This is a genomic window from Streptomyces sp. NPDC090077, assembly GCF_044747545.1.
Lineage (GTDB): Bacteria > Actinomycetota > Actinomycetes > Streptomycetales > Streptomycetaceae > Streptomyces.
Genome location: NZ_JBIVEG010000031.1, coordinates 1 through 25,623, shown reverse-complemented (window position 1 = coordinate 25,623; position 25,623 = coordinate 1). Strand labels below are relative to the sequence as shown.

Here is a 25,623-nt window from a genome sequence, read left to right as displayed (position 1 = left end):
GGTGAAGACTGCCTCAAGCACGGGGTGCTCCTCGGAGGATTCGGTGCGGGTGGACGGGGCCGGTCCCCAAGCCTACTGGCCCGGGGCCCGGCGCACGCGGTGAGGTGGGCCGTAGCGGCCTAGTGGAGCAGCTGGTCCTGGAGGATCACCGTCTGGTGGAGCGGGACGGCCGCCACCTTCCCCTTGCGGGTCTGGAGGACCACGGCCTGCACGTCGCCGCCCTTGACGCAGCCGGCCTTCACCTCCTCGTCACCGGCCGGAGCGGCTTCGGCGAAGAGGGACACGTCCGCGAGGTCGGGCGGGTTCTGGTCGTTCTTGACCTTGCTCCAGTCGCTGTCGTGCTCGATGCGGTTGACCCCGTTGAGGTTCATGTTGATGCCGCAGCCCTCGAAGGCGTCGACGAACCCGGAGGAGTGGAAGCGCAGCAGGTAGACGCGGGTGCGGGTGCCGTCGGGCATGGTCCAGCCGCGGGCGGCGATCCGGCGCAGCCCGTCGTCCGTGAAGGCCTGCTTCATCTTGGTTCGGACGGAGGGCTCGTACTCCTCCAGGAAGGTGTCGACGGACACCGCCTGGTCCTTCTCCAGCTTGAGCGCGGGGTCCGGGGCGGAGCCCTCGGGGGCGGGCAGCAGGAGCTGGGACAGGGCCGCGTAGTGGATGCCGTCCTCGTTGTCCCGGGCGAAGGGCTGGGCGGCTCCGGGAGCCAGGGTCGGCTTGGCGAGCGCCGGGTAGGTCCAGCGGCCGTCGTCCAGGGTGGACAGACCCGGCAGGTCGGTGCGCTCGGCCCGGGTGATCCCGTACGCCGCTCCGGTGCCGGCGGCCGCGAAGGCGAGGACGGCGGCGGTCCATCGGAGGGCCGCGCGGAGCCGGCGCCGGTCCTTCGGGGCGGGCGGTACGGGGGCCTCGGCCGGCTGTACCTCGGGGTGGTCCGCGACGGTGGTGCTCTGCTCGGTCACGCGGACTCCCCGGGGGACTTCAGGTGGTTCAGCTGGTTCCGGAAGAACTTGACGGCATCGGCGGAGGAGAAGGGCTGCGGGCCGTAGGCGCGGAAGCTGACGAGGACGTCACCCTCGAGTGCCACGCACTCCATCGAGTCGATCCTGTCCTTCTGCTTCTCGTCGCCGAGGGTGACCACGGCGCACTTCGCGTCGGGGTAGCCGTCCACCTTCGGCGTCTCGCGTCCCTGGGAGACGGCTTCCATGAGCTTCTTGCTGATTTCGGAGGTCTTGCCCAGGAACCGCGGATCGGCCTGCATGAGCCGGATCTCCACGACCGACCGGCCCGTGGGTTCCGTGTAGGTGCGGCCGGCCCGGCCCTTGAGCTTGAGCTCGGCGAGCGCCTCGTCGCGCTTCTTGCGCTCGGTGTTGGAGAGGCCCTTGCGGGCGTCCTTGAAGCCCTGGACCGCGTCGTCCCCGGAGACGAAGAAGTCGTTGCCGTCGCCCCCGAGGTCCGGCCCCAGGGTGTGGCTGCCCGGCAGGGGCAGCAGCTTGGCCGACAGGGCGTTGGGCGGCACGGACTCCGGCGTCCCGGGTCCCCGGGGGCTGACGTCTTCGGTGCCCCAGTAGCGGGTCGTCGCAGTCCGGTCGGCCGTGTCGAGGGCCCAGGAGGCCCCGAACGCGCCGACCGCCAGAAGGGCGGTGCCGATCCCGGCGGCGATGAAGGCGCGGGTCCGGCGGCGTCCCGGGCCCACGGCGACGGTGGGCGAGGGGGCGGGGTCGTTCAGCGGCTCGGTCACAGTCGCTCCAGCTGTCGCTTGGCCAGGTCGATGACGTCGCTCTCCGCGATCTTGCCCCGGTCGTCGTAATAGTTGATGTCGACGACGATGTCGCCCCGGCGGGCGAGGGCGCGGGCTCCGAGGACGCCGCCGTCGGCCTTGGAATGCACCCACACGTGGCCGAGGTCCGGCGCCATGCCGGGGATGGCCACTCCGCGGTTGCCGGCGAAGTTCGGCTCGGGCATGTACGAGAACTGGTTCTGCTGGTACGTCTCCGCCCCGGCGCGCTCGCGGAACTGCAGGAGCCGGGCTTCGACCACCACGTGACCGTCGGCCCACACCGTGGAGGCGACACGCCGGAACCGGTCGTCGGCGAGTTCGGCCAGCGCCGCGCCGGGCTCTTCGAAGTAGTCCGCCGCGAAGACGTCCAGGGCCTCGTAGCCGCTGCCCATGATCATGGCTCCGTCCGGCGCCGGGAGCAGCAGCTCGGCCAGGCTCCCGTCCGTCTTGTGCCAGCGGTTCGCGTTGACCGACTTGGCCGTCGTCGCGTCGTCCGGCGCCAGCGCCTTCGGCGTGTCGAGCTTCTGCTGCGCCAGCGGCGGCAGGGCCGTGGGCGGGCGGTGGTACTGGACGGCGTAGCCGGTGACGGTGCCGGCGGCCGCGCCCAGGGCGAGGGCGGCGGCGATGAGGAGCGCCGTACGGCCGCGGCGGCGCGGCGCACGGGTCGGAACGGGTACGTCCGGAATGGCCGGATCAGCCGGCGGAATTTCCGGAGTGCCCGAATCCTGGTTTTCGGTTTCCAAGACGGGTTCCCCCCACGGGAATGGAGCCGCGGGATGGTTCGCCCGCGCACATCCAAGACACCCTGGGCCGGGGAGCCGTTGTACGCATCTTTATTACGCTTTTATATAGGCGGTCTTCAGTCTTCGGGGCGCCGCTTTCCGTCCAGTTCGTCCCACCACTCGTCCGATTTCGGATCGCCCGAGGGGTCGTCCCACCAGCGGTCGTCCGGCCCCCGCCGGTTCGCCACCATCGCCGCGACCGGCGGGATGACCATGGCGACCACGCACAGCGCGACCGCCGCCTCGACCGAGAAGAGGCGCACGAAGGACCAGGCGGAGACGAAGAGGAACAGGCATCCGCCCATGAGCCAGAAATAGGCGCGCCGGCGCCGCGCGTACATGCCTCCAGCGTAGGGCCGGAGGCGGACGGCGCGAAGGGCCGCACCCCGTTCCAGTGGCGTCCAACCCCCGGGGGTGCGGCCCTTCGGCCGGTACAGCGGTGCGGTCGTGCGTCAGACCGCGATGGCGACGTCCGTCACGCCGCCGGCCTCGGCGACCACGACGGCGCGGTCGGCCTGGGCACCCGGGACGAGCGCCCGCAGGGTCCAGGAGCCGGTGGCCGCGTAGAAGCGGAACTGGCCCGTCGCGGAGGTGGGGACCTCGGCGGTGAACTCGCCGGTCGAGTCCAGCAGGCGGACGTAGCCGCTGATGGGCTCGCCGTCCTTGGTCACCTGGCCCTGGATCGCGGTCTCACCGGGCTTCAGCGTCGCGAGGTCGGGCCCGCCGATCTGTGCTCCACACATGTTCTCTGTCCTGTCCTAGAGAGGTCCTGCTGCTGCGGGGGCGCGGGGGCGGGCGTCGCGTGCCCGCCCCGCCGCCGGATTACTTGTTGGGGCCGAGCTCGATCGGCACGCCGACCAGCGAGCCGTACTCGGTCCAGGAGCCGTCGTAGTTCTTGACGTTCTCCTGGCCCAGGAGCTCGTGCAGCACGAACCACGTGAGCGCGGAGCGCTCGCCGATGCGGCAGTAGGCGATGGTGTCCTTCGCCAGGTCCACCTGCTCGGCCTCGTAGAGGGCGGTCAGCTCCTCGTCGGACTTGAAGGTGCCGTCGTCGTTGGCGTTCTTCGACCACGGGATGTTGCGGGCGCTCGGCACGTGGCCGGGGCGCTGCGACTGCTCCTGCGGGAGGTGCGCCGGGGCGAGCAGCTTGCCGGAGAACTCGTCGGGTGAGCGGACGTCGACCAGGTTGAGGGCGCCGATGCCGGCCACGACGTCGTCGCGGAAGGCGCGGATCGAGGTGTCCTGGGCCTTGGCCTTGTACTCGGTGGCCGGGCGGTTCGGGACGTCCTTGCCGTCGACCAGGTCGCGGGAGTCGAGCTCCCACTTCTTGCGGCCGCCGTCGAGGAGCTTGACGTCCTGGTGGCCGTAGAGCTTGAAGTACCAGTAGGCGTAGGACGCGAACCAGTTGTTGTTGCCGCCGTAGAGGACGACGGTGTCGTCGTTGGAGATGCCCTTGGCCGAGAGGAGCTTCTCGAAGCCCTCCTGGTCCACGAAGTCGCGGCGGACCGGGTCCTGGAGGTCCTGCTTCCAGTCGATCCGGACGGCGTTGGTGATGTGGTTCTTGTCGTACGCGGACGTGTCCTCGTCCACCTCGACGATCACGACGTTGGCGTCGTTCAGGTGGGCTTCGACCCAGTCGGCGTCTACGAGGACGTCGCTGCGGCTCATGGTGTTCTCCTCCGGGGCAGTTGCGGCGGGGCTGTGCTGGGGCTGCTGCGAAGCGGGCTGTGCTGTGCGTGCCGTTCCGGGTGCGGCTCTCGGGCCCTGCGCGGGGAGGCGTCAGGGGGCAGGAGGCTGGTGCGCGGCGGTGCGGTCACGCGGATGAAGGGCCGTCGGTCCGGCCGGTGGAGCGGAAGGCTCACACCTCACATGGAGCGACAGAGCATGGCGGCGACGCGACACAGGTCCACTGCCCGCCGCTTCGTGAGGTCCGCCTGCTGATGCTTCATAGCCATGGATCGTAGGGACGAACCGGCCGCCCTGTCACCGGCGTGTCATATAGCGAGACAGGATCGTCCGGATTTCGGGATGAGAAAGCCCCGGACGGCCGTCCCACGGCCTTCCGGGGCTGGTCGGGCGGCCCGTCCTCCTGCGGATCGGACCGCTCCGTCTCACGATCCGGCCAGGGACACGTCCGAACCGCTCAGGGCGAGGTGCACGCCGGACTCGTCCGAGGTCAGCGAGGAGAGCTTGAGCCCGGCCGGCAGGCCGTCGTCGATGCGGCGGTCGAAGTCGGTCCGCTTGCGCACCGCGCTCTCGATCCCCGGGATGCCCTCACCGGGGACGGAGTCCGCGCGGACCCGGACGACCTTGGAGCCGCCGGATTCGACGAGGGCGACGGTCGACACCACGCTGCGGGTCACGGTCTTGCCGAGGAAGTCCAGGGTCGCGGTGACCTTCACCTTGTTCGGCGCCCCGCCGTAGGTGAGGACCACGCCGTTCTGGGAGGCCTTGGTGAGGTCCTCGTACGAGATCAGCGCGGAGCCCTCGGCCCGCTTGGCCGTGCCGCCGTTGTAGCCCTCGTTCAGCTTCACCTCGTGGAACGAGGCCTTCAGCTCCGACAGGCGCGTCTTGCGGCCGTCGGCGGTGACGTCGACGCCCCCGAGCTTCAGGTCCACCTGCTCCAGGTCCCGGCTGAGCGCCTGGGTCAGGAAGGGGAAGCCGTGGATCTCCACCTCGGCGCTGCCCGCGAGCCCCTGCCGGGACCGGACCTGCTCGGCCAGCCGGTCCTCGGCGTAGCCGACCGCCCAGCGGTCGGCGCCCACGAACAGCGCCCCCAGCACCACGCCGATGATCACCACGACACGTAGGAAACGCACGTGTCCCTCCCCCAACTAGTCGGTACGTACGTTCTAGTGGACCATGATCGGCCGTGGGGGCGGCGCGGGCGGTGCCGGCGGGGGCCCGCCGGCGGGACGTCAGCCGACCACCCGGCCCATCAGGTAGACCGCGGGGGCCGCGGCGGCCAGCGGCAGCGCGACGCCGGCCGTCATGTGGACGAACTTGGACGGGTAGTCGTACGCGGCCACGCGCAGCCCGATCAGGGCGCACACGCCGGCCGCGAGGCCCACCAGGGCCCCTCCGGCGCCCAGCCCGGTCAGCCCGCCGACCGCGATGCCCGCACCGGCCGCGGCGGCCAGCGAGACGCCGACGGAGGCCGGCGTGGGCAGCGGCAGGGCCCGCGCGAAGACGGCGACCGCCACCGCGGCGGCACCGGTGGTCACCGGCTCCCAGTCCGCGGCGAGGAAGCCCGCGCAGACGACGGCCAGCGCGGCGGAGGCCACCGAGGCCATCAGCCCGTACATCCGCTCGTCGGGGTCCGCGTGGCTGCGCAGCTGGAGCACCAGCGTCAGCAGCACCCAGACGCCGAGCGTGCCGACGATCGCACCGGGGGCGTACGTACGGTCCAGCGCGAGCACCGCCCCGTCGGCGACGAGGGCCCCGGCGAAGGCGAGGACGATGCCCTGACGGGCCGGCCACATGCCGTTGAGGCGGAACCAGCCGGCCGCGGTGAGCCCCTGGAGGGCGATCAGCGGGAGGAGCAGCGCCCACTGGCCGAACGCGGCGGCACCGGCCATCAGCAGGCCCAGGGCGGCGGTCAGTATCGCCGACTGCGGACCCGGGTCGATGATCGGCGACCGGCCCTCGGCGCGGGCCTGGGCGGGGTCGACGGCGCGCAGCGTGTTGCCGCCGAGGGTCGGCGGCGAGTACTCGGCGGACGGGCCGCCCTGCGGCTGCGGCTGCGGCTGCGGCTGCGACTGCGGCTGCGGCTGCGGCTCCGACGGGACCGGCGGCAGGTACGCGGTCTGCTCCGCCGCCCCGGCGGGCTCCCGCACGGGCGGCAGGTACGCCGTCTCGGCGGCGGCCGCGGCGCCCGCGGACCACGCGTCCGGCGCGGCGGCACCCGGCTGCACGGGCGGCAGGTACGCGGTCTGCTCCGCGGCTCCGGCGGGCTCCCGCACGGGCGGCAGGTAGGCGGTCTCGGCGGCGGCGGAAGCGGCCGCGGAACCGGGCCCCCCGGGCTCCTCGCGGAACCAGCCGTCGGGCGCGGAGGCCTGCTGCGGCTGCTGCGGCGCCTGCGGCTGCACCGGCGGCAGGTACGCGGTCTGCTCGGCCGCCCCGGCGGGCTCCCGCACGGGCGGCAGGTACGCCGTCTCGGCGACTGCGGAGGCGGCCGCACCGCCCCCGGTGGCGTCCGGCCACGGCACGGCCGGAGCCTGCGGCTGCTGCGCCGGCTCGTCGCGGAACCAGCCGTCGGGCACGGCGGAGTGCGGCTGCTGCGGCGGCACCGGCTGCTGCTGGGCCGGCACGGGCGGCAGGTACGCCGTCTGCGCGGCCGCGTCCGCGGACCAGCCACCCTGCGCGGGAGCCTGCGGCTGCTGCGCCGGCTCGTCGCGGAACCAGCCCTCGGGCACCGCGGACTGCGGCTGCTGCGGCTGCTGGGCCGGCACCGGCGGCAGGTACGCCGTCTCGGCGGCCGCACCGCCCCCGGTGGCGTCCGGCCACGGCACGGCCCCGGGGACCTGCCCCCACTGCTGCTGCGGGGCCTGGGCCGGCGCCGGGGCGGCCGGCTGGCCGGGCACCGAGCCCAGCGGCGGCTGCACCGGCTGGTAGCCGGTCTCCCAGGTGTCGCTCTGCCAGGTCTGGGTGGCGTACGGGTCCTGCTCGGCGGCCTGCTGCCGCTGCCTCTGCTGCTCTTCTGGAGTGCTCATCGGTTTCCGCTCACCCGCCCGCGAACGGCGGGAGCACCTCGACGGTGCCCCCCTCGGTCAGCAGGACGGCATCGTGCGGGCGCTTGCCCACGGGCTCGTCGTTCACGAGGAAGGAGCAGCGCTGCAGGACCCGGGTGAGTTCCCCCGGATGGCGGTCCCGCACGGCGTCGAGCGCCTCGGCCAGTGTGTGCGCCGAGTACGGCTCCTCCGCCGTCTCGGCCGCGGCTTTCGCCGCCGCCCAGTAGCGGATGGTTCCGGTTGCCACTGCAGCTCCTATCGGTCGGCTCCGTCGGCTCTCTACCGTCGGCCTCCATGATGACCCCTCCGGCCCGTCACCCCGGCGTGCCTCAGCGCGCCGTCCATGCGCCCCGAGGCCCCGCAGGACCGGTCGGCGGACCGCTCGATCCGGTGAAACCAGGGCATACGCAGGAGGAAGGCGTGGCGCGAACCACAGAATGCGGTGCACGGCAGCCCTCGGCCCCGAAAGGGCCGGTGGGCTATTCTGGCGGCGTAGAGGATCCGGGCAACGTGGCCCCCGGGTCCTTTTGTGCTTTCAGCACGTTGAACGGACCGAGAACAGTGGCATCCATCGGGACCCCAGGGCGCGGGGGCCGCGGCGGGTGCCGGGCACGACGTACGAAGCATTACAGCGCACGTCCTCGACGGGACCGAGGAGGAACCGACGTGATGGACCAGCGAAGCAAACAGGAGCACGGCCGCCCGAACCGGGCAGGTGGCCGGGCATGAGCTCTCTCCTCCTGTTGACCAATGCCCTGCAGCCGTCGACCGAGGTGCTGCCCGCACTCGGCCTGCTGCTGCACAACGTCCGGGTGGCCCCCGCCGAGGGACCGGCCCTCGTCGACACCCCCGGCGCCGACGTGATCCTCGTCGACGGCCGCCGCGACCTGCCGCAGGTGCGGTCGCTGTGCCAGCTGCTGCGGTCCACCGGACCCGGCTGCCCGCTCGTCCTGGTGGTCACCGAGGGCGGCCTCGCCGCCGTCACCGCCGACTGGGGCATCGACGACGTGCTCCTCGACACCGCCGGCCCCGCCGAGGTCGAGGCGCGGCTGCGGCTGGCCACCGGCCGCCAGCAGCTGGGCTCGGACGACTCCCCCATGGAGATCCGCAACGGCGACCTGTCGGTCGACGAGGCGACGTACAGCGCGAAGCTGAAGGGCCGGGTCCTCGACCTCACCTTCAAGGAGTTCGAGCTGCTGAAGTACCTCGCCCAGCACCCCGGCCGGGTCTTCACCCGCGCCCAGCTCCTCCAGGAGGTCTGGGGCTACGACTACTTCGGCGGCACCCGGACGGTCGACGTCCACGTACGGCGGCTGCGGGCCAAGCTCGGCCCCGAGCACGAGTCCCTGATCGGCACCGTCCGCAACGTCGGCTACCGCTTCGTCACCCCGGAGAAGGTGGAGCGCGCGGCCGCCGAGGCAGCGGCGAAGCAGACCTCCGGAAAGGGCCAGGGACAGGCCCCGGCGCAGGCCGCGGACCGTACGAGCGGACCGGTAGCCCGTTCGGAGGAAGCTCCTGTGACCATCCAGTCGGCCAAACACCCTGCCCAGAGGTAGGTCACCCCGCGTAGACTTCCGCGCGTGGCCAAGGTGACGCGGGATGACGTAGCGCGACTTGCGGGGACTTCTACCGCCGTCGTGAGCTACGTCATCAACAACGGACCCCGGCCGGTCGCCCCGGCCACGCGCGAGCGTGTACTCGCCGCGATCAAGGAGCTGGGGTACCGGCCCGACCGCGTGGCCCAGGCCATGGCGTCGCGCCGCACCGACCTCATAGGCATGATCGTCCCCGACGCCCGCCAGCCGTTCTTCGCGGAGATGGCGCACGCGGTCGAGCAGGCCGCCGCCGAACGCGGAAAGATGGTCCTGGTCGGCAACTCCGACTACCGGGACGAGCGCGAGGTCCACTACCTCCGCGCCTTCCTCGGCATGCGGGTGTCGGGGCTGATCCTGGTCAGCCAGGGCATGAGCGAGCGCGCCGCCTCGGAGATCGACGCCTGGGACGCGCGGGTGGTGCTGCTGCACGAGCGCCCGGAGGCCATCGACGACGTCGCCGTCGTCACCGACGACATCGGCGGCGCCCAGCTCGCCACCCGCCACCTGCTGGAACACGGGCACGAGTACGTGGCCTGCATCGGCGGCATCGAGAACACCCCCTCGGTCGGCGACCCGGTCGCCGACCACGTCGAGGGCTGGCGCCGGGCCATGCTGGAGGCCGGGCGGTCGGTCGAGGGCCGGCTCATCGAGGCCCCGTACAACCGCTACGACGCCTACCGGGTCGCCCTGGAGGTCCTCGCCCGGCCCGACCGGCCGACGGCGATCTTCTGCGCGACGGACGACCAGGCCATCGGGGTGCTGCGCGCCGCGCGCGAGCTGCGCATCGACGTGCCCGAGCAGCTGGCGGTGGCCGGCTTCGACGACGTCAAGGAAGCGGCCCTGACGGACCCGCCGCTGACGACGATCGCCTCGGACCGCCCGGCGATGGCCCGCGCGGCCGTGGACCTCGTCCTGGACGACGCCCTCCGCGTGGCCGGCTCCCGCCGGGAGCGCCTCAAGCAGTTCCCGTCGGCCCTCGTCATCCGCCGCAGCTGCGGCTGCCGCCCCTCCTGACGCGCCGCCCGCGCGGCTGCGCGGGGGCCGGGCCGCCACCCCCTTATTCCGGGCATACGCGGTTCTGTCGGGCTTCTCAGCCGGGACTCAGAAAGCTTTCATGATCCGCGGACAGAGTCGTAGACATGACCGAGAGCTTCCGCCGCGAAGGCGAGTACCCCCAGGAGAACGGCCCGGCCCACGACGCGCCCTTCGGGGACGACTGGCAGCGGGGGCGCGAGCGGCTGGCGCGGGACACCGGGGCCGGAGCCGCCGGAGCCGGTGACGCCGCCTATCCGCCGCCGCCCGCGTACCCGCCGGCCGCCCCGGCCCCCGGATGGCACGAGGCGCACCAGCCCCCGGTGATCCAGGGCGAGACCGTCCCGGCCGGCACGAGCGGCAGCGGCCACGGCGGCGGGTGGGACGCCTGGGGCTCCGCCCCCGCGGCGGCCCCCGCCGGACGCGCGCACGCGGCCCGCGCCAAGCGCCCCGTCGCACTGCTCGCCGCCGTCGCCCTCGCCGCGGCCGTGGTCGGCGGCGGGACGGCCGTCGCCGTGCAGCAGTTCCTCGGACAGGCCGGCGCCGTCGTCGGCGGAGTCAACGGCACCAACGTCTCGCAGACCGCCAACGGCACCGTCTCCGGAGTCTCCGAGCAGGTCAGCCCGTCCGTCGTCCGCATCGACACCCGCACCGCCTCCGGCCAGGGAACCGGCTCCGGCTTCGTGCTCACCGCCGACGGCGAGATCGCCACCAACAACCACGTCATCGACGGCGCCTCCGAGATCCAGGTGACGATGAGCGACGGCAAGAAGTACAACGCCAAGGTCGTCGGAACCGACCCCGCCAAGGACCTCGCCCTGATCAAGCTCCAGGGCGCGAGCGGCCTCAAGCCCGCCAAGCTCGGCAACTCCGACCAGCTCAAGGTCGGCGACCAGGTCGTCGCCATCGGCTCCCCCGACCGCCTCACCGGCACCGTCACCAGCGGCATCGTCTCGGCACTGAACCGCGAGGTGCAGGTCCCGAAGTCCGACGGCCGCCAGCAGCAGAGCCCGCAGCGGCAGCGCGGCGGCGGCTGGCCGTTCTCCTTCGAGGGCCAGCAGTTCAACGGCGACACCGGCTCCGACAAGACCTCGTACAAGGCCATCCAGACCGACGCCTCCCTCAACCCGGGCAACTCCGGCGGCGCCCTCGTCAACATGAACGGCGAGATCATCGGGATGCCCTCCGCGATCTACTCGCCCGGCAGCGACAGCTCCAGCGCCGGCAGCGTCGGCCTCGGCTTCGCCATCCCGGTCAACACCCTCAAGGCCGACCTCGACTCCCTCCGCAAGGGCGGCAGCGGCGGCAACGGGAACAGCGGGGCCGACAGCGGGGCGGACAGCAGCGGCAACGGCTTCGGCATCTCGTTCTGATCCTTCTGACACCCTGGGACGTGCCCCGCGCACCGACCACCACCCCTGGGGGACCACCACCATGAACCCTGCCGAAGGCGACCCGCAGCGGATCCTCGTCGTCGACGACGAGCCGGCCGTACGGGAGGCCCTGCGCCGCAGCCTCGCCTTCGAGGGGTACGACGTACGGACCGCCGTCGACGGGCTCGACGCCCTCGACCAGGCGGCCTCGTACGCCCCCGACCTGATCGTCCTCGACATCCAGATGCCCCGGATGGACGGACTGACGGCCGCCCGCCGGCTGCGCGCCTCCGGCAGCGTCACCCCGGTGCTGATGCTGACCGCCCGCGACACCGTCGGCGACCGCGTCACCGGCCTCGACGCGGGCGCCGACGACTACCTCGTCAAGCCGTTCGAGCTGGACGAGCTGTTCGCCCGGGTCCGCGCCCTGCTGCGCCGCAGCTCCTACGCCGTCCCCGCCGCCGGCCCCGGACCGGCCGGGGACTCCCTCGCCTTCGGCGACCTGCGCATGGACCTCGCCACCCGCGAGGTCACCCGCGGCGGGCGCCCGGTCGAGCTGACCCGTACGGAGTTCACGCTGCTGGAGATGTTCCTGGCCCACCCGCGCCAGGTCCTGACCCGCGAACAGATCCTCAAGACGGTGTGGGGCTTCGACTTCGAGCCCAGCTCCAACTCCCTCGACGTGTACGTGATGTACCTGCGCCGCAAGACCGAGGCGGCCGGCGAGCCCCGCCTGGTGCACACCGTGCGCGGGGTCGGCTACGTACTGCGCGTAGGCGAGGGCGGGCCCGAATGACGGGTCCGGCCGCCAGGTTCCGCGCACTGCCGCTGCGCTCCCGGCTGGCGCTGCTGGTCACCGTCGCGGTCGCCGTCGCGGTCGCGGCGGTGGCGGGCGTGTCCTGGGTGATGGTGCGGGCGCAGCTGAACGAGCAGCTGAACCAGTCGCTGGTGGCCACCGACCCCAGCGAACAGGTGCTCCGCACCCTGCGCGAGGGCTGCACGCTGCGCCCGCCCCCGAACCAGATGGACATCGCCGGGGACCTGAACGCGACCGTGCAGATCGTCACCGCCGAAGGCGGCCGCTGCTGGGTGAGCGGGCGCACCGACCTGCCCGTCACCGAGGCCGACAAGGACGTCGCGGCGGGACGCAGCACCGCCCGGCTGCACGACGCCACCACCGCCGAGGGCGACCGGATGCGCGTCTACACGATCGGCCGGCGCCTCACCACCGGCGGGCCGACCTTCGGGATCTCCATCGCCAAACCCCTCGCCGACATCGACAAGCCCCTGTCAACCCTGGCCTGGGTGCTGCTCCTGGTCTCCGGCATAGGGGTCGTCGGCGCGGGCGCTGCCGGACTGTGGGTGGCCCGTACGGGGCTGCGGCCCGTGGACGAGCTCACCGGTGTCGTCGAGCACGTCGCCCGCACCGAGGACCTGACGGTGCGGATCCCGGACGAGGGCGACGACGAGATCGCCCGCCTGTCGCGGTCCTTCAACGCGATGACCGCCGCGCTCGCCTCCTCCCAGGAGCGGCAGGCCCAGCTGATCGCGGACGCCGGACACGAGCTGCGGACCCCGCTCACCTCGCTGCGCACCAACATCGAGCTCCTCGCGCGCAGCGAGGAGACCGGGCGGGCCATCCCGCCCGACGACCGCCGGGAGCTGCTGGCCTCGGTCAAGGCGCAGATGACGGAACTCGCCGCGCTGATCGGGGACCTCCAGGAGCTGTCCCGCCCGGACGCGGCCCCGCACGCCCCGCTCGGGGTGGTGGCCCTGCACGAGATCGCCGCCTCCGCGCTGTCCCGGGCCCGGCTGCGCGGACCCGAGCTGCGGTTCGGCTCCGCCCTGGAGTCCTGGTACGTACGCGGCGAGGCGGCGGCGCTGGAGCGGGCGGTGGTCAACCTGCTGGACAACGCCGTGAAGTTCAGCCCGCCGGGCGGCGCGGTGGAGGTCTCGCTGCACGCGGGCGAGCTGACCGTGCGCGACCACGGGCCGGGCATCCCGCCGCAGGACCTCCCGCACGTCTTCGAGCGGTTCTGGCGCTCCGAGTCGGCCCGCGCCCTGCCCGGCAGCGGGCTGGGCCTGTCCATCGTGGCCCGTACGGCCGCCCGCTCGGGCGGCAGCGCCGAACTGCGGGCGGCCGCGGACGGGGCGGGCGGCACGGAGGCGGTGCTGCGCATCCCGGGGGCGCCGGCGCCGCCGCCGTCGGAGCAGCCGTCGCAGCAGCCGTCAGTTGTGCCGGAGCAGTGAGGCGACCAGGCCGGAGCGGGTGTTCGGGAAGTCCATCGGGACGATGCCGAGGCCGGTGCGGCCGGCCAGTTCGGAGCCGTCGACGAAGCCGTGGACCTGCGGGTTCAGCCGGTCGGAGTTCCAGCGCGGGGGCATGTAGGCGGCCGTGCTGACGTAGTTGACGAAGAGCTTGCCGGGCTCGCGGACGGCCTTGCGGAAGTGGTCCTCGATGCGGCCGCGTTTGGCGAAGGGCTCGGTGTTGTAGTCGTCCTGGATGTCGAAGACCCCTCCGTCGCCGTAGCGCAGGCCGGGCAGGCCCGCGTTGTCGGCGAGGAGGACGACCCGGCCGCGGGCCTGGCCGAGGGCGGGCAGGGTGTCGGCGATCCGGAAGAGCGGGCGCCAGCCGCGGTGGTCGAGGTAGTCGTCGAAGACGGCCCGGAAGGCGGCGTCGGATTCGGCGGAGTACTCCTGCTTGACGCGCATCAGGACCGTCTCGGAGGGGTGCGCGGCGAGGAAGTTCCAGCAGGCGGCGAGGACGTCGCCGAACATCAGGTCCTGGAAGAACGAGCCGTGGTGGATGGCGAACGAGCCGCCCGTGACCCGGCAGCGGACGTCGAGGAAGCGGATGCCGGAGTCGAGCTGCTGGGCGATGGAGGTGTTCTGGCAGGCGACGTAGAGCCCGCCCTTGGTGGCGCCGGAGTCGTGGGTGCCGGGGATGGTCATCCGCTGGAGGGCGGTGGAGTCCGCGAGGCCGGCCATCCAGTCCTGGGTGCCCAGGGTCCGCGCGGGGGCGGCTGCCGCCCGGGCCGGTGCCGCCGCGCCGAGCCCGAGGAACGCGCCCGCGCCCACCGCGGCGGCGCCGGCGAGGAAGGCCCGGCGGGGCGGCGCCGGACGGGTGCCGGGGCGCGTGCGCGTGTCCGTACGGATGCCGGGGCGCGTGGTCGGGGCTGGGGTCGGGGCTGGGGTCGGGGTCGGGGCCGTGGGCTTGGTCGGGGCCGTGGTCCCGGCCGTGCCCGTGTCCCCGGCTGTGGTCCTGCCCGTGCCTCCGGCCGTGGTCGTGCCCGTGTACCCGGCCGTGGTCCTGCCGGTGTCCGTGCCTCTGCCCGCGCCCATGTCCCGCCCCTTCGCCGACCCGTTGGTGGGACCGGATTATGGCGTGCGGGACCGGCGTTTACTACCCGTCGGTAGGGGCGGGCTCCTCCAGCAACTCCACCATCCTGCGCAGCCCTTGGGTGAGCTCGGCCCCCGTCGGCGCCTGCCCGGGGTCGGTCAGGGCCTGCACCATGACCCCGCTCAGCAGCGCGAGGTGCACCGACCCGAGGGCCCGTACGTCCTCGTCGGTCACCGCCTCCTCGGACACCCCGGCCAGGTGGGCGGCCACCATCCGCCGGGACCGGCGCTGCCCCTCGGCCAGGGCCGCCAGCAGCTCGGGCGAGGACTGGGCGTGGACGAAGGCCTCGATGTTGGCGATCCACAGCCAGCGCATGTCGAGGAAGTCGCGGATCTTGCGGTCCCAGGTGTCCGCGTACCGCTCCGCCGCCGTCCCGCCCTGCCCGGCGAGCCGGCCGGAGCCGGCCGCCCAGTCGTCCATCGCGGCGAACAGCGCCTGGTTCAGCAGCGCCTCGCGGGACCCGAAGTGGTAGCCGATCGCGGCCATGCTCACCTCCGCCGCCGAGGCGATGTCGCGCACGGTCGTGCGCGCGTAGCCCTTCTCCTCAAGGCAGCGGCGGGCGCCGGCCAGCAGGTCCTCGCGATTTCCCATGCCCCGGATGGTATCCGCGCCCCTCCCGCCGACACTTGGGCAAGCGCGCAATACGAGCGTATTGCACGCTTGCCCAAACGCTGGCAGAGTGATGCCCACGAGCACCGCCGGCCACGGACACGGGGAGACACGCACATGCGCGACACGCTGGACATCGACGGCCGCACGCTCTCGTACCTGGACTTCGGCGGCACCGGCCGGCCGCTCCTCGCCCTCCACGGCGGCATGTCCGAAGCCGCCGCCTTCACCGGCCTCGCCGCCGCCCTGGGCGACGGGTGGCGGGTCATCGCCCCCGACCAGCGCGGCCACGGCGACTCCGACCGCGCCCCGTACTACCGCCGCGAGGGCTACGTCGCCGACGCCGTCGCCCTCCTCGACCACCTCGGGCTCACCGGGCCCGTCGCCGTCCTCGGCTACTCCCTCGGCGGCCTCAACGCCTACCACCTCGCCGCCGCCCACCCCGACCGGGTGAGCGCCCTGATCGGCGTCGACGCCACCGTCGTCATCGACATCTCCGCCGGCCCGCAGTGGTTCGACTTCCTCGGCGCCCTGCCCTACTCCGCTCCCACCCGCGAGGAACTCCTCGGCGCCGTCGACCCGGCCGCCCTGCCCTTCGTCGCCGACGGGGTGCGGCCCCTCGCCGACAAGAGCGGCTGGCGGCTCGCCTTCCACGGCCAGGACATGCTCGACTCCATCCACGCCTGCGCCGGCGACCACCGCGGCACCTGGACCGCGAGCACCTGCCCCGCCCTGCTCGTCCACGGCCGCCGGAGCCGGGCGCTCACCCAGGACGTCGCCGACGCGATGGTCGGCGGGCGCCCGGGGACCTCGTACACGGCCCTGGAGGGCGACCACTTCGTGCCCTTCACCGACCCCGAAGGCTTCCACGCGGCCGTCGGAACGTTCCTGGCGACCCTCTGAACCGAGCCCGGGGGCGGACGTGCCGAGGGGGCGGCGGGCCGAGGCCCACCGCCCCCTCGGGGACGTACCGGAGGTACGAGAGGTACTACTTGACGACCGTGATGCGGTCCGCCTTCGGCGGGGCGATCGGGGACGCCGCCGTCGACTTGCCCAGGTAGGCGTTGAAGGCGTCCAGGTCCGACGCGCCCACCAGCTTGTTCTTGTGCTCCTTCAGGACGGTGAAGCCGTCACCGCCACCCGCCAGGAACTCGTTCATCACGACCCGGTAGGTCTTCGCCGGGTCGATCGCCGCGCCGTTCAGCTTCACCGAGTCCACGACGATGCGGTCCGCGCCCGCCTTCGTCATGTCCAGGGTGTACGTGAAGCCCTTCGAGACCTGGAGGATCTTCGGGTTCGGGCCGTTGACCGTACCGCTGACCTGCTGCTGGAGCGCGGTGATCAGCTGCGCGCCGGTCAGGTCCACGATGTTCATCAGGTTGTTGAACGGCTGGACCGTGTACGACTCGCCGTACGTGACGACCCCGTCGCCCTCGTCGCCCGAGGCCTTGTAGGCCAGGTCGGAACGGATGCCGCCCGGGTTCATGATGGCCAGCTGGGCGCCGCCCTTGTCCGCCGGGGCCGTGGCCTCCAGCTGCGCGTCGGCGATCAGGTCACCGAGCGGCTTCTCCGGCGACTCCGAGCCGCGGCCCGGGATGTCCGCCGAGATGTAACCCATCGGACGGTTCGCGACCGGGGCGGCCAGCGTCTTCCAGCGGTCGATCAGCTCGGTCATGTCCGGAGCCTTCGGCACGTCCCGGGAGACGACCTTGTTGACCGGCTTCGGCGCGAGCACCGGCGTACGGACGATGTCCTTCGTGGCCCGGTCGTACGTCAGCTTGGTCTCGGTGAACAGCCGGCCCAGGGAGGCGGCCGAGGTGACCGTACGGGGGTTGCCCGCCGGGTCCGGGATGTTGCAGCTGTACGCCTGGTGCGTGTGGCCCGTCACCAGCGCGTCGACCTTCGCGTCGACGTTCTTGGCGATGTCGACGATCGCACCCGAGATGCCCGCGCCGGCACCCGGCACGTCACAGTCGTAGTTGTACGCGCCGCTCGCGGGCAGACCGCCCTCGTGGATCAGCGCCACGATCGACTTCACGCCCTGCTTGTTCAGCTCGGCGGCGTACTTGTTGATCGTCTCGACCTCGTCGCCGAACTTCAGGCCCTTGACGCCCTCGGCGGTGACGACGTCCGGAGTGCCCTCCAGGGTGACGCCGATGAAACCGATCTTCACGTCCCCCTTCTTCCAGATGAAGGTGGGCGACATCAGCGGACGCTTGGTCTTCTCGTCCGTCACGTTCGCGGCGAGGTACTGGAACTGCGCACCGGTGAAGGTCTTGCCGTACTCGAAACAGCCTTCGGTCGGGTGACAGCCGCCGTACGCCATCCGGCGCAGCTCGGTCTTGCCCTCGTCGAACTCGTGGTTGCCGACGCTCGACACGTCGAGGTTCAGCTTGTTGAGCGCCTCGACGGAGGGCTCGTCGTGGAAGAGACCGGACAGCATCGGGCTGCCGCCGATCATGTCGCCGGCCGCGGCCGTGACGGAGTACTCGTGGCCCTTGCGGGCCTCGCGCAGGCTGGTGGCGAGGTACTCGACGCCACCGGCGGGTATGGCCTTGGTGGTGCCGTCTGCCTGACGTTCGCTCACGGTGCCGGACGAGCCCTGCGGGGGCTCCAGCGTGCCGTGGAAGTCGTTGAACGAGAGCATCTGTACGTCGACGGTGCGGCCCTTGGGAGGCGTACCGCCACCACTCGCGGCACCGGCCGGCAGTGCGGCGGCGACCATCGCGCCGGCACCCGCCGTGAGAGCGAGAGCGCCGAGGGTCAACCGGCGGGCCGTACGGGGCCGTTGTGGCTTCGCTGACATTTATTCCCCTTTGTGGACAGCGAGACAACATTTGGGAGGTGCCACGCAGCCTATGGTCAACGCGCGTAGCTACGACAGGGGGTAGCGGGTTGCGAGCTGGTTACGCGCGGCCGTCGGGCAGTGGCGCCGTAGGCTCGGAACATGACTGACGCAGCAGCGGCCCTGGAGCCGGGACGGCAGATTGAGATCCTCGAAGAGCTGACGGAGGAGCAGGCCGCCTCCGTACTGGAGCTGATCGGAGAGGCGGCCCGCACCGACGGCACCACCGCCGTCTCCGAACAGGGCCGCCTCCAGCTGCGCGGCGGCCCGCGCGAGGGCATCCGGCACTTCCTCCTCACCGACGGCGGCCGGCTGTGCGGGTACGGGCAGCTGGAGGACACCGACCCGGTGGAGGCCCCCGCCGCCGAACTCGTCATCCACCCCGCCCTGCGCGGCCGCGGCCACGGCCGCGCCCTCGGCACCGCCCTGCTGCACGCCTCCGGCAAGCGGATCCGGGTCTGGGCCCACGGCGGCAAGTCCGCCGCACGGCACCTCGCCCAGGTGCTCGGCCTGACCCTCTTCCGCGAACTCCGGCAGCTGCGCCGCCCCCTGGGCCCGGACGCCCCGCCGCTGCCCGAGCCGGCGCTCCCGGCCGGCGTCACCGTCCGCACCTTCGTCCCCGGCCAGGACGACACCGCCTGGCTCGCCGCCAACGCCGCCGCCTTCGCCCACCACCCGGAGCAGGGCGCACTGACGCAGCGGGACCTGAACGACCGCATCGCGCAGCCGTGGTTCGACGCCAAGGGCTTCTTCCTCGCGGAGCGGGACGGCGAACTGGTCGGCTTCCACTGGACGAAGGTCCACGCCGAGGAGCAGCTGGGCGAGGTGTACGTGGTCGGCGTCCGCCCGGGCGCCCAGGGCGGCGGCCTCGGCAAGGCCCTCACCGCCATCGGCCTGCGCCACCTGGCGGAGTCCGGCCTGCCGACGGCGATGCTGTACGTCGACGCGGACAACCCGGCGGCCCTGGCGGTGTACGAGGGGCTGGGCTTCACGACGCACGAGATCGACCTGATGTACCGCACGGAGAGCTGAGGGGGGCTCGCGGGGGGGGCGGGGGGGGGGTACGGGGCTTGCGGCCCGGGCCCGCTATCTCCCCCTCGACCCCTGCCCGCCGATCGGCGCCTGCCCACCCGCCTCCCGGGTGCGGGTGGGTGGCCGCGGGGAGCGGGATCCCCTCGGGCGGTCTCAGAGAAGGTTGGGGGCTTCCCGTCAGTCCCATCGTCCTTCCGTGTCGTGCCGGCCTGTCAAGGGCGCTCCTTCGTCGCGTCGCTTCGCGATGGCCTTCGGCCACCCTTGACAGACCGACCCGCCCCGGAAAGCCGAAAGACTGCCGGGAAACCCCCAAAGAAACGGCACGGTCCATGATCAAGGGACGGGTCTCTCAGCGATGAGGCGAGGGGCCGGGCCCCGGCCGGCCCGCCTTCCGGGCCCGTCCAGCCCCGGTCCGGGGCCAGGGGCGCGACAACCTGCACCAAAAGTCGCTCAGAGCACGCTACGGAACACCCAAGCGCGACAGATCGCTACGCGCTCCTCCCGGCCAAGCGTCCGGCGACCGCCTGGGGCTGATACCTGCACCAAAAGTCGCCCAGAGCAGTGCGGAAGCGCAGGGGCGCGTCAGATCGCTACGCGCTCCTCTGATCTCGGCGACTGGCGGCCGTCTAGGGCTGGTCAGGGGCGGGTTCGACGTTGGTGGCGGCGGTGGTGAACTCGCGGCCGGAGGCGCCCCGGATGTAGGCGAGCTCCATCCACTGCTCGGTGAGGTCGTCCGACACGTTCTCGTTGATGACCGCCATCAGAATGCCCTCGCCCCCTGAAACGACATCGCGGACACGGCGTTGGAGAAGGCGATGGGGGACGTACTCGTAGCGCTCACTCATCCGCCACCGCCTGGAAGGTGTGCGCGATCGAGGAGATCAGCGTTCGGCTCGGCCAAGACGGCTGTCAGCGCGGAGGGGTCAGCCGGTCTGTCGATGCTCAGCACGTCACGGGCACAGCTGCGCATGATCCGGCTCGCCATGGAGATACTCCCTGCCGTCGTCTGGGTGTTGGAGCGGAAGACGTGAGCCACCATCTCGGGTGCCTCCCGGGCCGATCCACTCCCGCGTGCTATAGGGCCGCCCTATATTTCGGGCATGGAGCCCGAGCTGGATGCGTGGGTGCACCCCGAACTGCGAGCAGCCGCAGCGGCTGAGGACTGGGCGGCCCTGCTGCGGACGTGGCGGAGGCTGACGCGCAGCAGCCAGAGTCGGCTCGGGGCCCTCGTGGGGCTGGCGCAGCCTGACGTCTCCGCCATCGAGAACCGGCGACGAGCGGTGACTTCGGCTGAGGTGCGGCAACGCATCGTCGACGGCCTCGGCGTGCCCCTGGAACTCCTCGGCACCCGACAGGAGGCACTACCGCTGCCGTCGCTCGTGCTGCCCGGGGTGGTGTCGGAGGCCAACGGTGAGCGGTTGGCCGGGGTGCGCCGGGGTGGGCTGCGGCTGGACGCCGCCTCGGTGGATGCCCTGGACGCCTTACTGGCCGCGCACCGGCGCGCTGAGGACACGGTGGGGTCCCGCGTCGTTGCGCCGCTGGTCACCGCGCAGTTCAAGGAGGTGGCCGGGCTGTACGGGCAGGCCCGGGGGGCGCTGGCGGACCGGGTGGTGCGGCTGTTGGCCGAGTACGCCCAGTTCCTGGCGTGGATGGCCCAGGACCAGGACGACGCCCCGGTGGCGCTGGGGTGGTTCGACCGCTCCCACGACTGGGCGTTGGAGGCCGGGTACGGCGACTTGGCCGCCACCACGATGAGCATGAAGGCCCATCTGGCGTGGTCCGGCGGGAGCGGGCGGCGTTGTGTCCGGCTGGGTGAGGCCGCCGCAGCGATGCCGGGGGCGAGCGAGGCCACGCGGGCCATGGCCGTGCAGATGGCCGGCCGGGGATACGCACTGGAGGGCGAGCACGACGAGGCGTACGCGAGGCTGGACGAGGCACAGCGGATCATCGCGAACGCCGCCGGCGCCCCGCCGTGGTTGTACTTCTACGGGGAATCCTGGTTCGCGGCCCAGCGCGGCATGGCCGACTTGCACCTGGGGGACTGGGAGGGTGCGGTCGGGCACCTCACGTCGGGGCTGGCCGGCTTCGCCCCGGCCTTCCGCCGGGACCGGGCCTGGTACGGGTCCTGCCTGGCCCACGCGTACGCGGGTGCCGGGGAGGCCGAGGCGGCCCTGACCACGGCACTCGGCGTCATCGGCGACGCCTCGGAGGTCGGCCGCCCGCACGCCTGGGCCGAGCTGCACAAGGTGGGTGCCGTCCTCCTCAGGCGAGGTGCCCGTGAAGGCCGGACGCTGGTGGACACCCTCGCGCAGCTCGACTGAGCCCCCGGCAGTCGTCTGGTGCGGATACCAGCCCCGGACGACCGCCGGACGCAAGCCGGGAGGAGCGCGTAGCGATCCGTCGCGCCCATGTGCTTCCCGCACTGCCCTGGTCAACGTTTGGTGCGGGTATCGGCCCAGGGCGGTCGGTGGACGCCGGGAAAAGGGGAGCGCGTAGCGATCTGTTGCGTCTGGGGGCTCCGTAGGGGCTCTGATCGGCTTTTCGTGCGGGTAGTCGCGCTCGCGCCCCGGAATCAGTCTCTTGAGGGCCCGGATGCCCGGCGGGCCGGCCCTCGCTCCCTCGTCTCGTCGCTGACGGGCCCGTCCCTCCGTCTTCTGCCCCGTGACCGTTCTTTTGGGGGTTTCCCGGCAGTCTTTCGGCTTTCCGGGGCGGGTCGGGCTGTCAAGGGTGGAGCGAAGCGACATCGCGCAGCGACGCGACCGCAGGGAGCGCCCTTGACGGGCCGGCCCGACACGGAAGGACGATGGACTGCCGGGAAACCCCCAAGCCCTCTCTGATCCGGGCCAGGGGGACCCCGCCCCCGCCCGGCGGCGCCCGGCGCCCCGGCCCCCGCGCCGTGCGCCAGGCGGAGACAGGAAGCCATACGCCATTAACCGGGCATTCAGACGCGCTTGCGAGTCTCCCGACATGCAGCCCCGACTCCGTCTGACGGCAGACACTTCCGACGCGCCTGTCCTGCCGCGTGCGCGGAAGAATGGAGTCATGAGCCACCAGCCCAGCGCAGGCCCCACCGAGGTCCCCGCCCAGCACCCGTCTCACACCCCCGCGACCGGAAGCGGCAGCGGAAACGGCAGCGGAAGCGGCACCGGTGGTGCCAAGTCCCGCCTCGGTTCCATAGCCGCCCACCGGCCCCACTCCTCCCGCGTGACCGGTCACGTCGACCTCGATCCCGACCTCGACGCCGATCTGGACGCCTACGAGGACAAGGACGACACCGGCGAGCTGCCCGCGAACCGCTTCCTCGACCGGGAGCGCAGCTGGCTGGCCTTCAACGAGCGCGTGCTGGAGCTGGCCGAGGATCCGGCGACCCCGCTGCTGGAGCGCGCCAACTTCCTGGCGATCTTCGCGAGCAACCTCGACGAGTTCTTCATGGTCCGCGTCGCCGGCCTCAAGCGCCGCATCGCGACCGGCGTCGCCACCCGTTCGGCCTCCGGCCTCCAGCCCCGTGAGGTGCTGGACCTGATCTGGACCCGCTCGCGCGAGCTCATGGCCCGGCACGCCGCGTGCTTCCAGCACGACATCGCCCCGCAGCTCGCGGAGGAGGGCATCCACCTCATCCGGTGGCCCGACCTCACCGAGAAGGAGCAGGCCCGCCTCTTCACCCTGTTCCGCAACCAGATCTTCCCGGTGCTCACCCCGCTGGCCGTGGACCCCGCGCACCCGTTCCCGTACATCTCTGGCCTCTCCCTCAACCTGGCCGTGGTCGTGCGCAACCCCGTCAGCGGCCACCGCCACTTCGCCCGCGTCAAGGTGCCGCCGATCCTCTCCCGCTTCCTGGAGGCCTCCCCGCAGCGCTACGTCCCCCTGGAGGACGTCATCGCCGCGCACCTGGAGGAGCTGTTCCCCGGCATGGAGGTGCTCGCGCACCACATGTTCCGCGTGACCCGCAACGAGGACCTGGAGGTCGAGGAGGACGACGCCGAGAACCTCCTCCAGGCCCTGGAGAAGGAGCTCATGCGGCGCCGCTTCGGCCCGCCCGTGCGCCTGGAGGTCGAGGAGTCCATCGACCCCGGCGTCCTGGACCTCCTCGTGCAGGAGCTGAAGGTCAGCGCCGCCGAGGTGTACCCGCTGCCCGGCCCGCTCGACCTGACCGCCCTCTTCGGGATCTCCTCCCTGGACCGGCCCGAGCTGAAGTACCCGAAGTTCGTCGCCGGCACGCACCGTGACCTCGCCGAGGTGGAGTCAGCGTCCGCGCCCGATATCTTCGCCGCGCTGCGCGAACGCGACGTGCTGCTGCACCACCCGTACGACTCCTTCTCCACCTCCGTCCAGGCCTTCCTGGAACAGGCCGCCGCGGACCCGGACGTCCTCGCGATCAAGCAGACCCTGTACCGCACCTCCGGCGACTCCCCGATCGTGGACGCGCTGATAGACGCGGCCGAGTCCGGCAAGCAGGTGCTGGTCCTCGTCGAGATCAAGGCCCGCTTCGACGAGCAGGCCAACATCAAGTGGGCGCGCAAGCTGGAGGAGTCCGGCTGCCACGTCGTCTACGGGCTCGTCGGCCTCAAGACGCACTGCAAGCTCTCCCTCGTCGTCCGCCAGGAGGGCGACACCCTGCGCCGCTACAGCCACGTCGGCACGGGCAACTACCACCCCAAGACCGCCCGCCTGTACGAGGACCTCGGCCTGCTCACCGCCGACCCACAGGTCGGCGCGGACCTGTCCGACCTCTTCAACCGGCTGTCCGGCTACTCCCGCCGCGAGACCTACCGCCGGCTGCTGACCGCCCCCAAGTCCCTGCGCGACGGGCTGATCTCGCGCATCGACAAGGAGGCCGACCACCACCGGGCCGGCCGCCCGGCGTCGGTCCGGCTGAAGATGAACTCGATCGTCGACGAGGCCCTCATCGACTCCCTCTACCGGGCCTCCCAGGTGGGCGTCCCCGTCGACATCTGGGTGCGCGGCATCTGCGCCGTGCGCCCCGGCGTCCCCGGCCTGTCGGAGAACATACGGGTCCGCTCGATCCTCGGCCGCTTCCTGGAGCACTCCCGGGTCTTCGCCTTCGGCAACGGCGGCGAACCCGAGGTGTGGATCGGCAGCGCCGACATGATGCACCGCAACCTCGACCGCCGCATCGAGGCACTGGTCAGGGTCACCGACCCGGCCCACCGCGCGGCACTGGACCGGATGCTGGAGACCGGCATGTCCGACGCCACCTCCTCCTGGCACCTGGGCCCGGACGGCGAATGGACCCGGCACAGCACCGACGCCGAGGGCCAGCCGCTGCGGCACGTACAGGAGATGCTCATAGACGCCCGGAGGCGCCGGCGTGGCTCTGCCAAACCATGACGACCTGACCGCAGGTGACGTGCTCGGCGTCTACCTGCGGTCCCAGGCCACCGCTTTCCTGCGCGCGCTGCGCCTGCACGACGCGGGCGCGGCGGGCGGCTCCGCCGCCGACTCGGCGGAGAGCAGCGAGGCGGCGTACGGCCTGCGGGGCGCGGCGCGGCGGATCGCCGGATCGCTGAGCACCTTCCGGGCGGTCACCGAGTCGCGCTGGGCGGACTCGCTGCGCACCGAGCTGGTCTGGCTGTCGTCCACGCTGGCCGACGAGCACGCGTACGCCGCCCGGCTGTCCCGGCTGATGGAGGCCCTGCAGCGGCTGTCGGGCGCCCCCGAGCTGCCCTCGCCGCGCGGCGGGGCGGGCTCCGCGGGCGCCCTCACGGTGGGCTCGGCGCGGGCGGGCGCCCTGCTGGACCGGCAGCTCACGCTGGCGCGCACCCGGGCGCACTCGGCCACCCTCCAGGCCCTCGGGTCGTCCCGTTTCCACGCGGTGGCGGACGCGGTGGCGGTGCTGGCCTCGGAGGTCCCGCTGGACCCGGTGGCGGCGCGGGGCCGGGTCGGGGACGTGCTCGAACCGCTGGCGGAGGTCACCGGGGCCCGCCTGGCGGGGGCCGTGTCGGCCCTTCCGGCCGCGCAGGGCACCCCGTACGCGGCGCACGAGGACGCCTCCTGGCACGAGGTGCGCCGGCTGCTGCGGGTGCACCGGTACGCGCAGGAGGCGCTCGGCGGGGACGTGGCCCGGCTCTCGGCGGCGGGTGAGGCCCTTGACCTGCACCGGGACGCCTCGGAGGCCGCCACCGCCTCGGCGGCGGCCGCCCGTACGCCGCGCATCGCCCCGGCGACCGCGTACGCCCTGGGCGTGCTGCACGCCGACCAGCGGCACGCGGTGGAGGCGGCCCGCGTCTCGTTCCACCGCATCTGGCACCCGGCCCCGGCCATCCCGTAGGCCCCCGACCGCTGCGCGGGGCCGTCCCCTATCCGCCCTTCGCCCGATTCCCCGGGCTGCGCCCGGAAACGCCGACGAGGCTGGAAGTGCGCTCCGCGCACTCCAGCCCCGGCCGGCCAAATCCAGCCTCGCCGGCGTTTGAGGCGCGGGGGTCTGGGGGCGGAG

Annotated in this window: 24 protein-coding genes; 10 read left to right on the top strand and 14 right to left on the bottom strand. The window is 72.7% G+C overall.

The features are described 5' to 3' along the window. Window positions 1-119: 119 nt before the first annotated feature. The 10 genes from ACIPW5_RS33310 to ACIPW5_RS33265 form a co-directional block, all read right to left on the bottom strand. Window positions 120-953, bottom strand: coding sequence for a hypothetical protein (locus ACIPW5_RS33310; RefSeq protein ID WP_401253115.1), 834 nt, complete (start codon window positions 951-953; stop codon window positions 120-122). Further along, entirely contained in the window at window positions 950-1,732 is a 783-nt protein-coding gene (locus ACIPW5_RS33305; protein ID WP_401253112.1) for a hypothetical protein, read from the bottom strand. The genes ACIPW5_RS33310 and ACIPW5_RS33305 overlap by 4 nt, the downstream gene beginning before the upstream one ends. Then, complete coding sequence (locus ACIPW5_RS33300; RefSeq protein ID WP_401253109.1) at window positions 1,729-2,514, bottom strand: hypothetical protein; 786 nt, start codon at window positions 2,512-2,514, stop codon at window positions 1,729-1,731. Before ACIPW5_RS33300 ends, ACIPW5_RS33305 begins: the two co-directional genes overlap by 4 nt. 116 nt (window positions 2,515-2,630) lie before the next feature. Beyond that, window positions 2,631-2,894, bottom strand: coding sequence for a DUF3099 domain-containing protein (locus ACIPW5_RS33295; protein ID WP_362457812.1), 264 nt, complete (start codon window positions 2,892-2,894; stop codon window positions 2,631-2,633). A gap of 111 nt (window positions 2,895-3,005) precedes the next feature. Further along, window positions 3,006-3,296 carry a DUF1416 domain-containing protein gene (locus tag ACIPW5_RS33290; RefSeq protein ID WP_007265476.1) on the bottom strand — a complete coding sequence of 97 codons (291 nt, stop codon included), beginning with the start codon at window positions 3,294-3,296 and terminating at the stop codon, window positions 3,006-3,008. 79 nt (window positions 3,297-3,375) lie between these two features. Continuing rightward, the gene (locus ACIPW5_RS33285) at window positions 3,376-4,221 is read right to left on the bottom strand and encodes a sulfurtransferase (RefSeq protein WP_401253105.1); all 846 of its coding nucleotides are present in this window, start codon (window positions 4,219-4,221) and stop codon (window positions 3,376-3,378) included. A 197-nt stretch (window positions 4,222-4,418) separates the two neighbouring features. Beyond that, on the bottom strand, window positions 4,419-4,502 hold the full coding sequence (locus ACIPW5_RS33280) for a putative leader peptide (RefSeq protein WP_350206375.1): 84 nt from the start codon (window positions 4,500-4,502) through the stop codon (window positions 4,419-4,421). A gap of 162 nt (window positions 4,503-4,664) precedes the next feature. Then, window positions 4,665-5,372: a DUF2993 domain-containing protein gene (locus tag ACIPW5_RS33275; RefSeq protein WP_401253102.1), complete on the bottom strand. Its 708-nt coding sequence runs from the start codon at window positions 5,370-5,372 to the stop codon at window positions 4,665-4,667. A 99-nt stretch (window positions 5,373-5,471) separates the two neighbouring features. Further along, the gene (locus ACIPW5_RS33270; protein ID WP_401253250.1) at window positions 5,472-6,689 is read right to left on the bottom strand and encodes a hypothetical protein; all 1,218 of its coding nucleotides are present in this window, start codon (window positions 6,687-6,689) and stop codon (window positions 5,472-5,474) included. Between the two features lie 586 nt (window positions 6,690-7,275). Continuing rightward, a complete protein-coding gene (locus ACIPW5_RS33265) occupies window positions 7,276-7,530 on the bottom strand; it encodes a MoaD/ThiS family protein (protein ID WP_361608620.1) in 255 nt (84 codons plus the stop codon). Between the two features lie 478 nt (window positions 7,531-8,008). Here ACIPW5_RS33265 and ACIPW5_RS33260 point away from each other — a divergent pair, with 478 nt between their 5' ends. From ACIPW5_RS33260 to ACIPW5_RS33240, 5 genes are all read left to right on the top strand, one after another. After that, window positions 8,009-8,839: a response regulator transcription factor gene (locus tag ACIPW5_RS33260; protein WP_401253099.1), complete on the top strand. Its 831-nt coding sequence runs from the start codon at window positions 8,009-8,011 to the stop codon at window positions 8,837-8,839. Window positions 8,840-8,863: 24 nt separating this feature from the next. Continuing rightward, window positions 8,864-9,892: a LacI family DNA-binding transcriptional regulator gene (locus tag ACIPW5_RS33255; protein ID WP_401253096.1), complete on the top strand. Its 1,029-nt coding sequence runs from the start codon at window positions 8,864-8,866 to the stop codon at window positions 9,890-9,892. Window positions 9,893-10,017: 125 nt separating this feature from the next. Then, the gene (locus ACIPW5_RS33250) at window positions 10,018-11,283 is read left to right on the top strand and encodes a S1C family serine protease (RefSeq protein WP_401253093.1); all 1,266 of its coding nucleotides are present in this window, start codon (window positions 10,018-10,020) and stop codon (window positions 11,281-11,283) included. A gap of 61 nt (window positions 11,284-11,344) precedes the next feature. After that, window positions 11,345-12,079 carry a response regulator transcription factor gene (locus tag ACIPW5_RS33245; protein ID WP_401253090.1) on the top strand — a complete coding sequence of 245 codons (735 nt, stop codon included), beginning with the start codon at window positions 11,345-11,347 and terminating at the stop codon, window positions 12,077-12,079. Beyond that, complete coding sequence (locus ACIPW5_RS33240) at window positions 12,076-13,533, top strand: sensor histidine kinase (RefSeq protein WP_401253087.1); 1,458 nt, start codon at window positions 12,076-12,078, stop codon at window positions 13,531-13,533. The genes ACIPW5_RS33245 and ACIPW5_RS33240 overlap by 4 nt, the downstream gene beginning before the upstream one ends. Here ACIPW5_RS33240 and ACIPW5_RS33235 read toward each other — a convergent pair. Then, on the bottom strand, window positions 13,513-14,439 hold the full coding sequence (locus ACIPW5_RS33235) for a phosphatidylinositol-specific phospholipase C (protein ID WP_401253248.1): 927 nt from the start codon (window positions 14,437-14,439) through the stop codon (window positions 13,513-13,515). The two genes, ACIPW5_RS33240 and ACIPW5_RS33235, sit on opposite strands and share 21 nt — an antisense overlap. 247 nt (window positions 14,440-14,686) lie before the next feature. Continuing rightward, entirely contained in the window at window positions 14,687-15,274 is a 588-nt protein-coding gene (locus tag ACIPW5_RS33230) for a TetR/AcrR family transcriptional regulator (RefSeq protein WP_401253084.1), read from the bottom strand. Between the two features lie 135 nt (window positions 15,275-15,409). On the opposite strand from ACIPW5_RS33230, the gene ACIPW5_RS33225 reads away from it, so the two are divergent. After that, a complete protein-coding gene (locus tag ACIPW5_RS33225; protein ID WP_401253081.1) occupies window positions 15,410-16,195 on the top strand; it encodes an alpha/beta fold hydrolase in 786 nt (261 codons plus the stop codon). An 85-nt stretch (window positions 16,196-16,280) separates the two neighbouring features. Here ACIPW5_RS33225 and ACIPW5_RS33220 read toward each other — a convergent pair whose 3' ends face one another. After that, window positions 16,281-18,098, bottom strand: coding sequence for a bifunctional metallophosphatase/5'-nucleotidase (locus ACIPW5_RS33220; protein ID WP_401253078.1), 1,818 nt, complete (start codon window positions 18,096-18,098; stop codon window positions 16,281-16,283). A 141-nt stretch (window positions 18,099-18,239) separates the two neighbouring features. Between ACIPW5_RS33220 and mshD the strand changes: the two genes are divergently transcribed. Next, window positions 18,240-19,169: a mycothiol synthase gene (gene mshD / locus ACIPW5_RS33215; protein ID WP_401253076.1), complete on the top strand. Its 930-nt coding sequence runs from the start codon at window positions 18,240-18,242 to the stop codon at window positions 19,167-19,169. Window positions 19,170-19,795: 626 nt separating this feature from the next. Here the strand turns inward: mshD and ACIPW5_RS33210 are convergent. Next, window positions 19,796-20,014 carry a hypothetical protein gene (locus tag ACIPW5_RS33210; RefSeq protein ID WP_401253073.1) on the bottom strand — a complete coding sequence of 73 codons (219 nt, stop codon included), beginning with the start codon at window positions 20,012-20,014 and terminating at the stop codon, window positions 19,796-19,798. A 255-nt stretch (window positions 20,015-20,269) separates the two neighbouring features. Between ACIPW5_RS33210 and ACIPW5_RS33205 the strand changes: the two genes are divergently transcribed. The 3 genes from ACIPW5_RS33205 to ACIPW5_RS33195 all read left to right on the top strand — a co-directional run bounded on the left by ACIPW5_RS33205 (window position 20,270) and on the right by ACIPW5_RS33195 (window position 25,458). Beyond that, entirely contained in the window at window positions 20,270-21,490 is a 1,221-nt protein-coding gene (locus tag ACIPW5_RS33205; RefSeq protein ID WP_401253070.1) for a helix-turn-helix domain-containing protein, read from the top strand. Window positions 21,491-22,211: 721 nt separating this feature from the next. Further along, window positions 22,212-24,518, top strand: a complete 2,307-nt coding sequence (locus ACIPW5_RS33200; protein ID WP_401253067.1) for an RNA degradosome polyphosphate kinase — start codon at window positions 22,212-22,214, stop codon at window positions 24,516-24,518. Next, window positions 24,499-25,458, top strand: a complete 960-nt coding sequence (locus tag ACIPW5_RS33195) for a CHAD domain-containing protein (RefSeq protein WP_401253064.1) — start codon at window positions 24,499-24,501, stop codon at window positions 25,456-25,458. The genes ACIPW5_RS33200 and ACIPW5_RS33195 overlap by 20 nt, the downstream gene beginning before the upstream one ends. The last annotated feature ends 165 nt before the right edge of the window (window positions 25,459-25,623 follow it).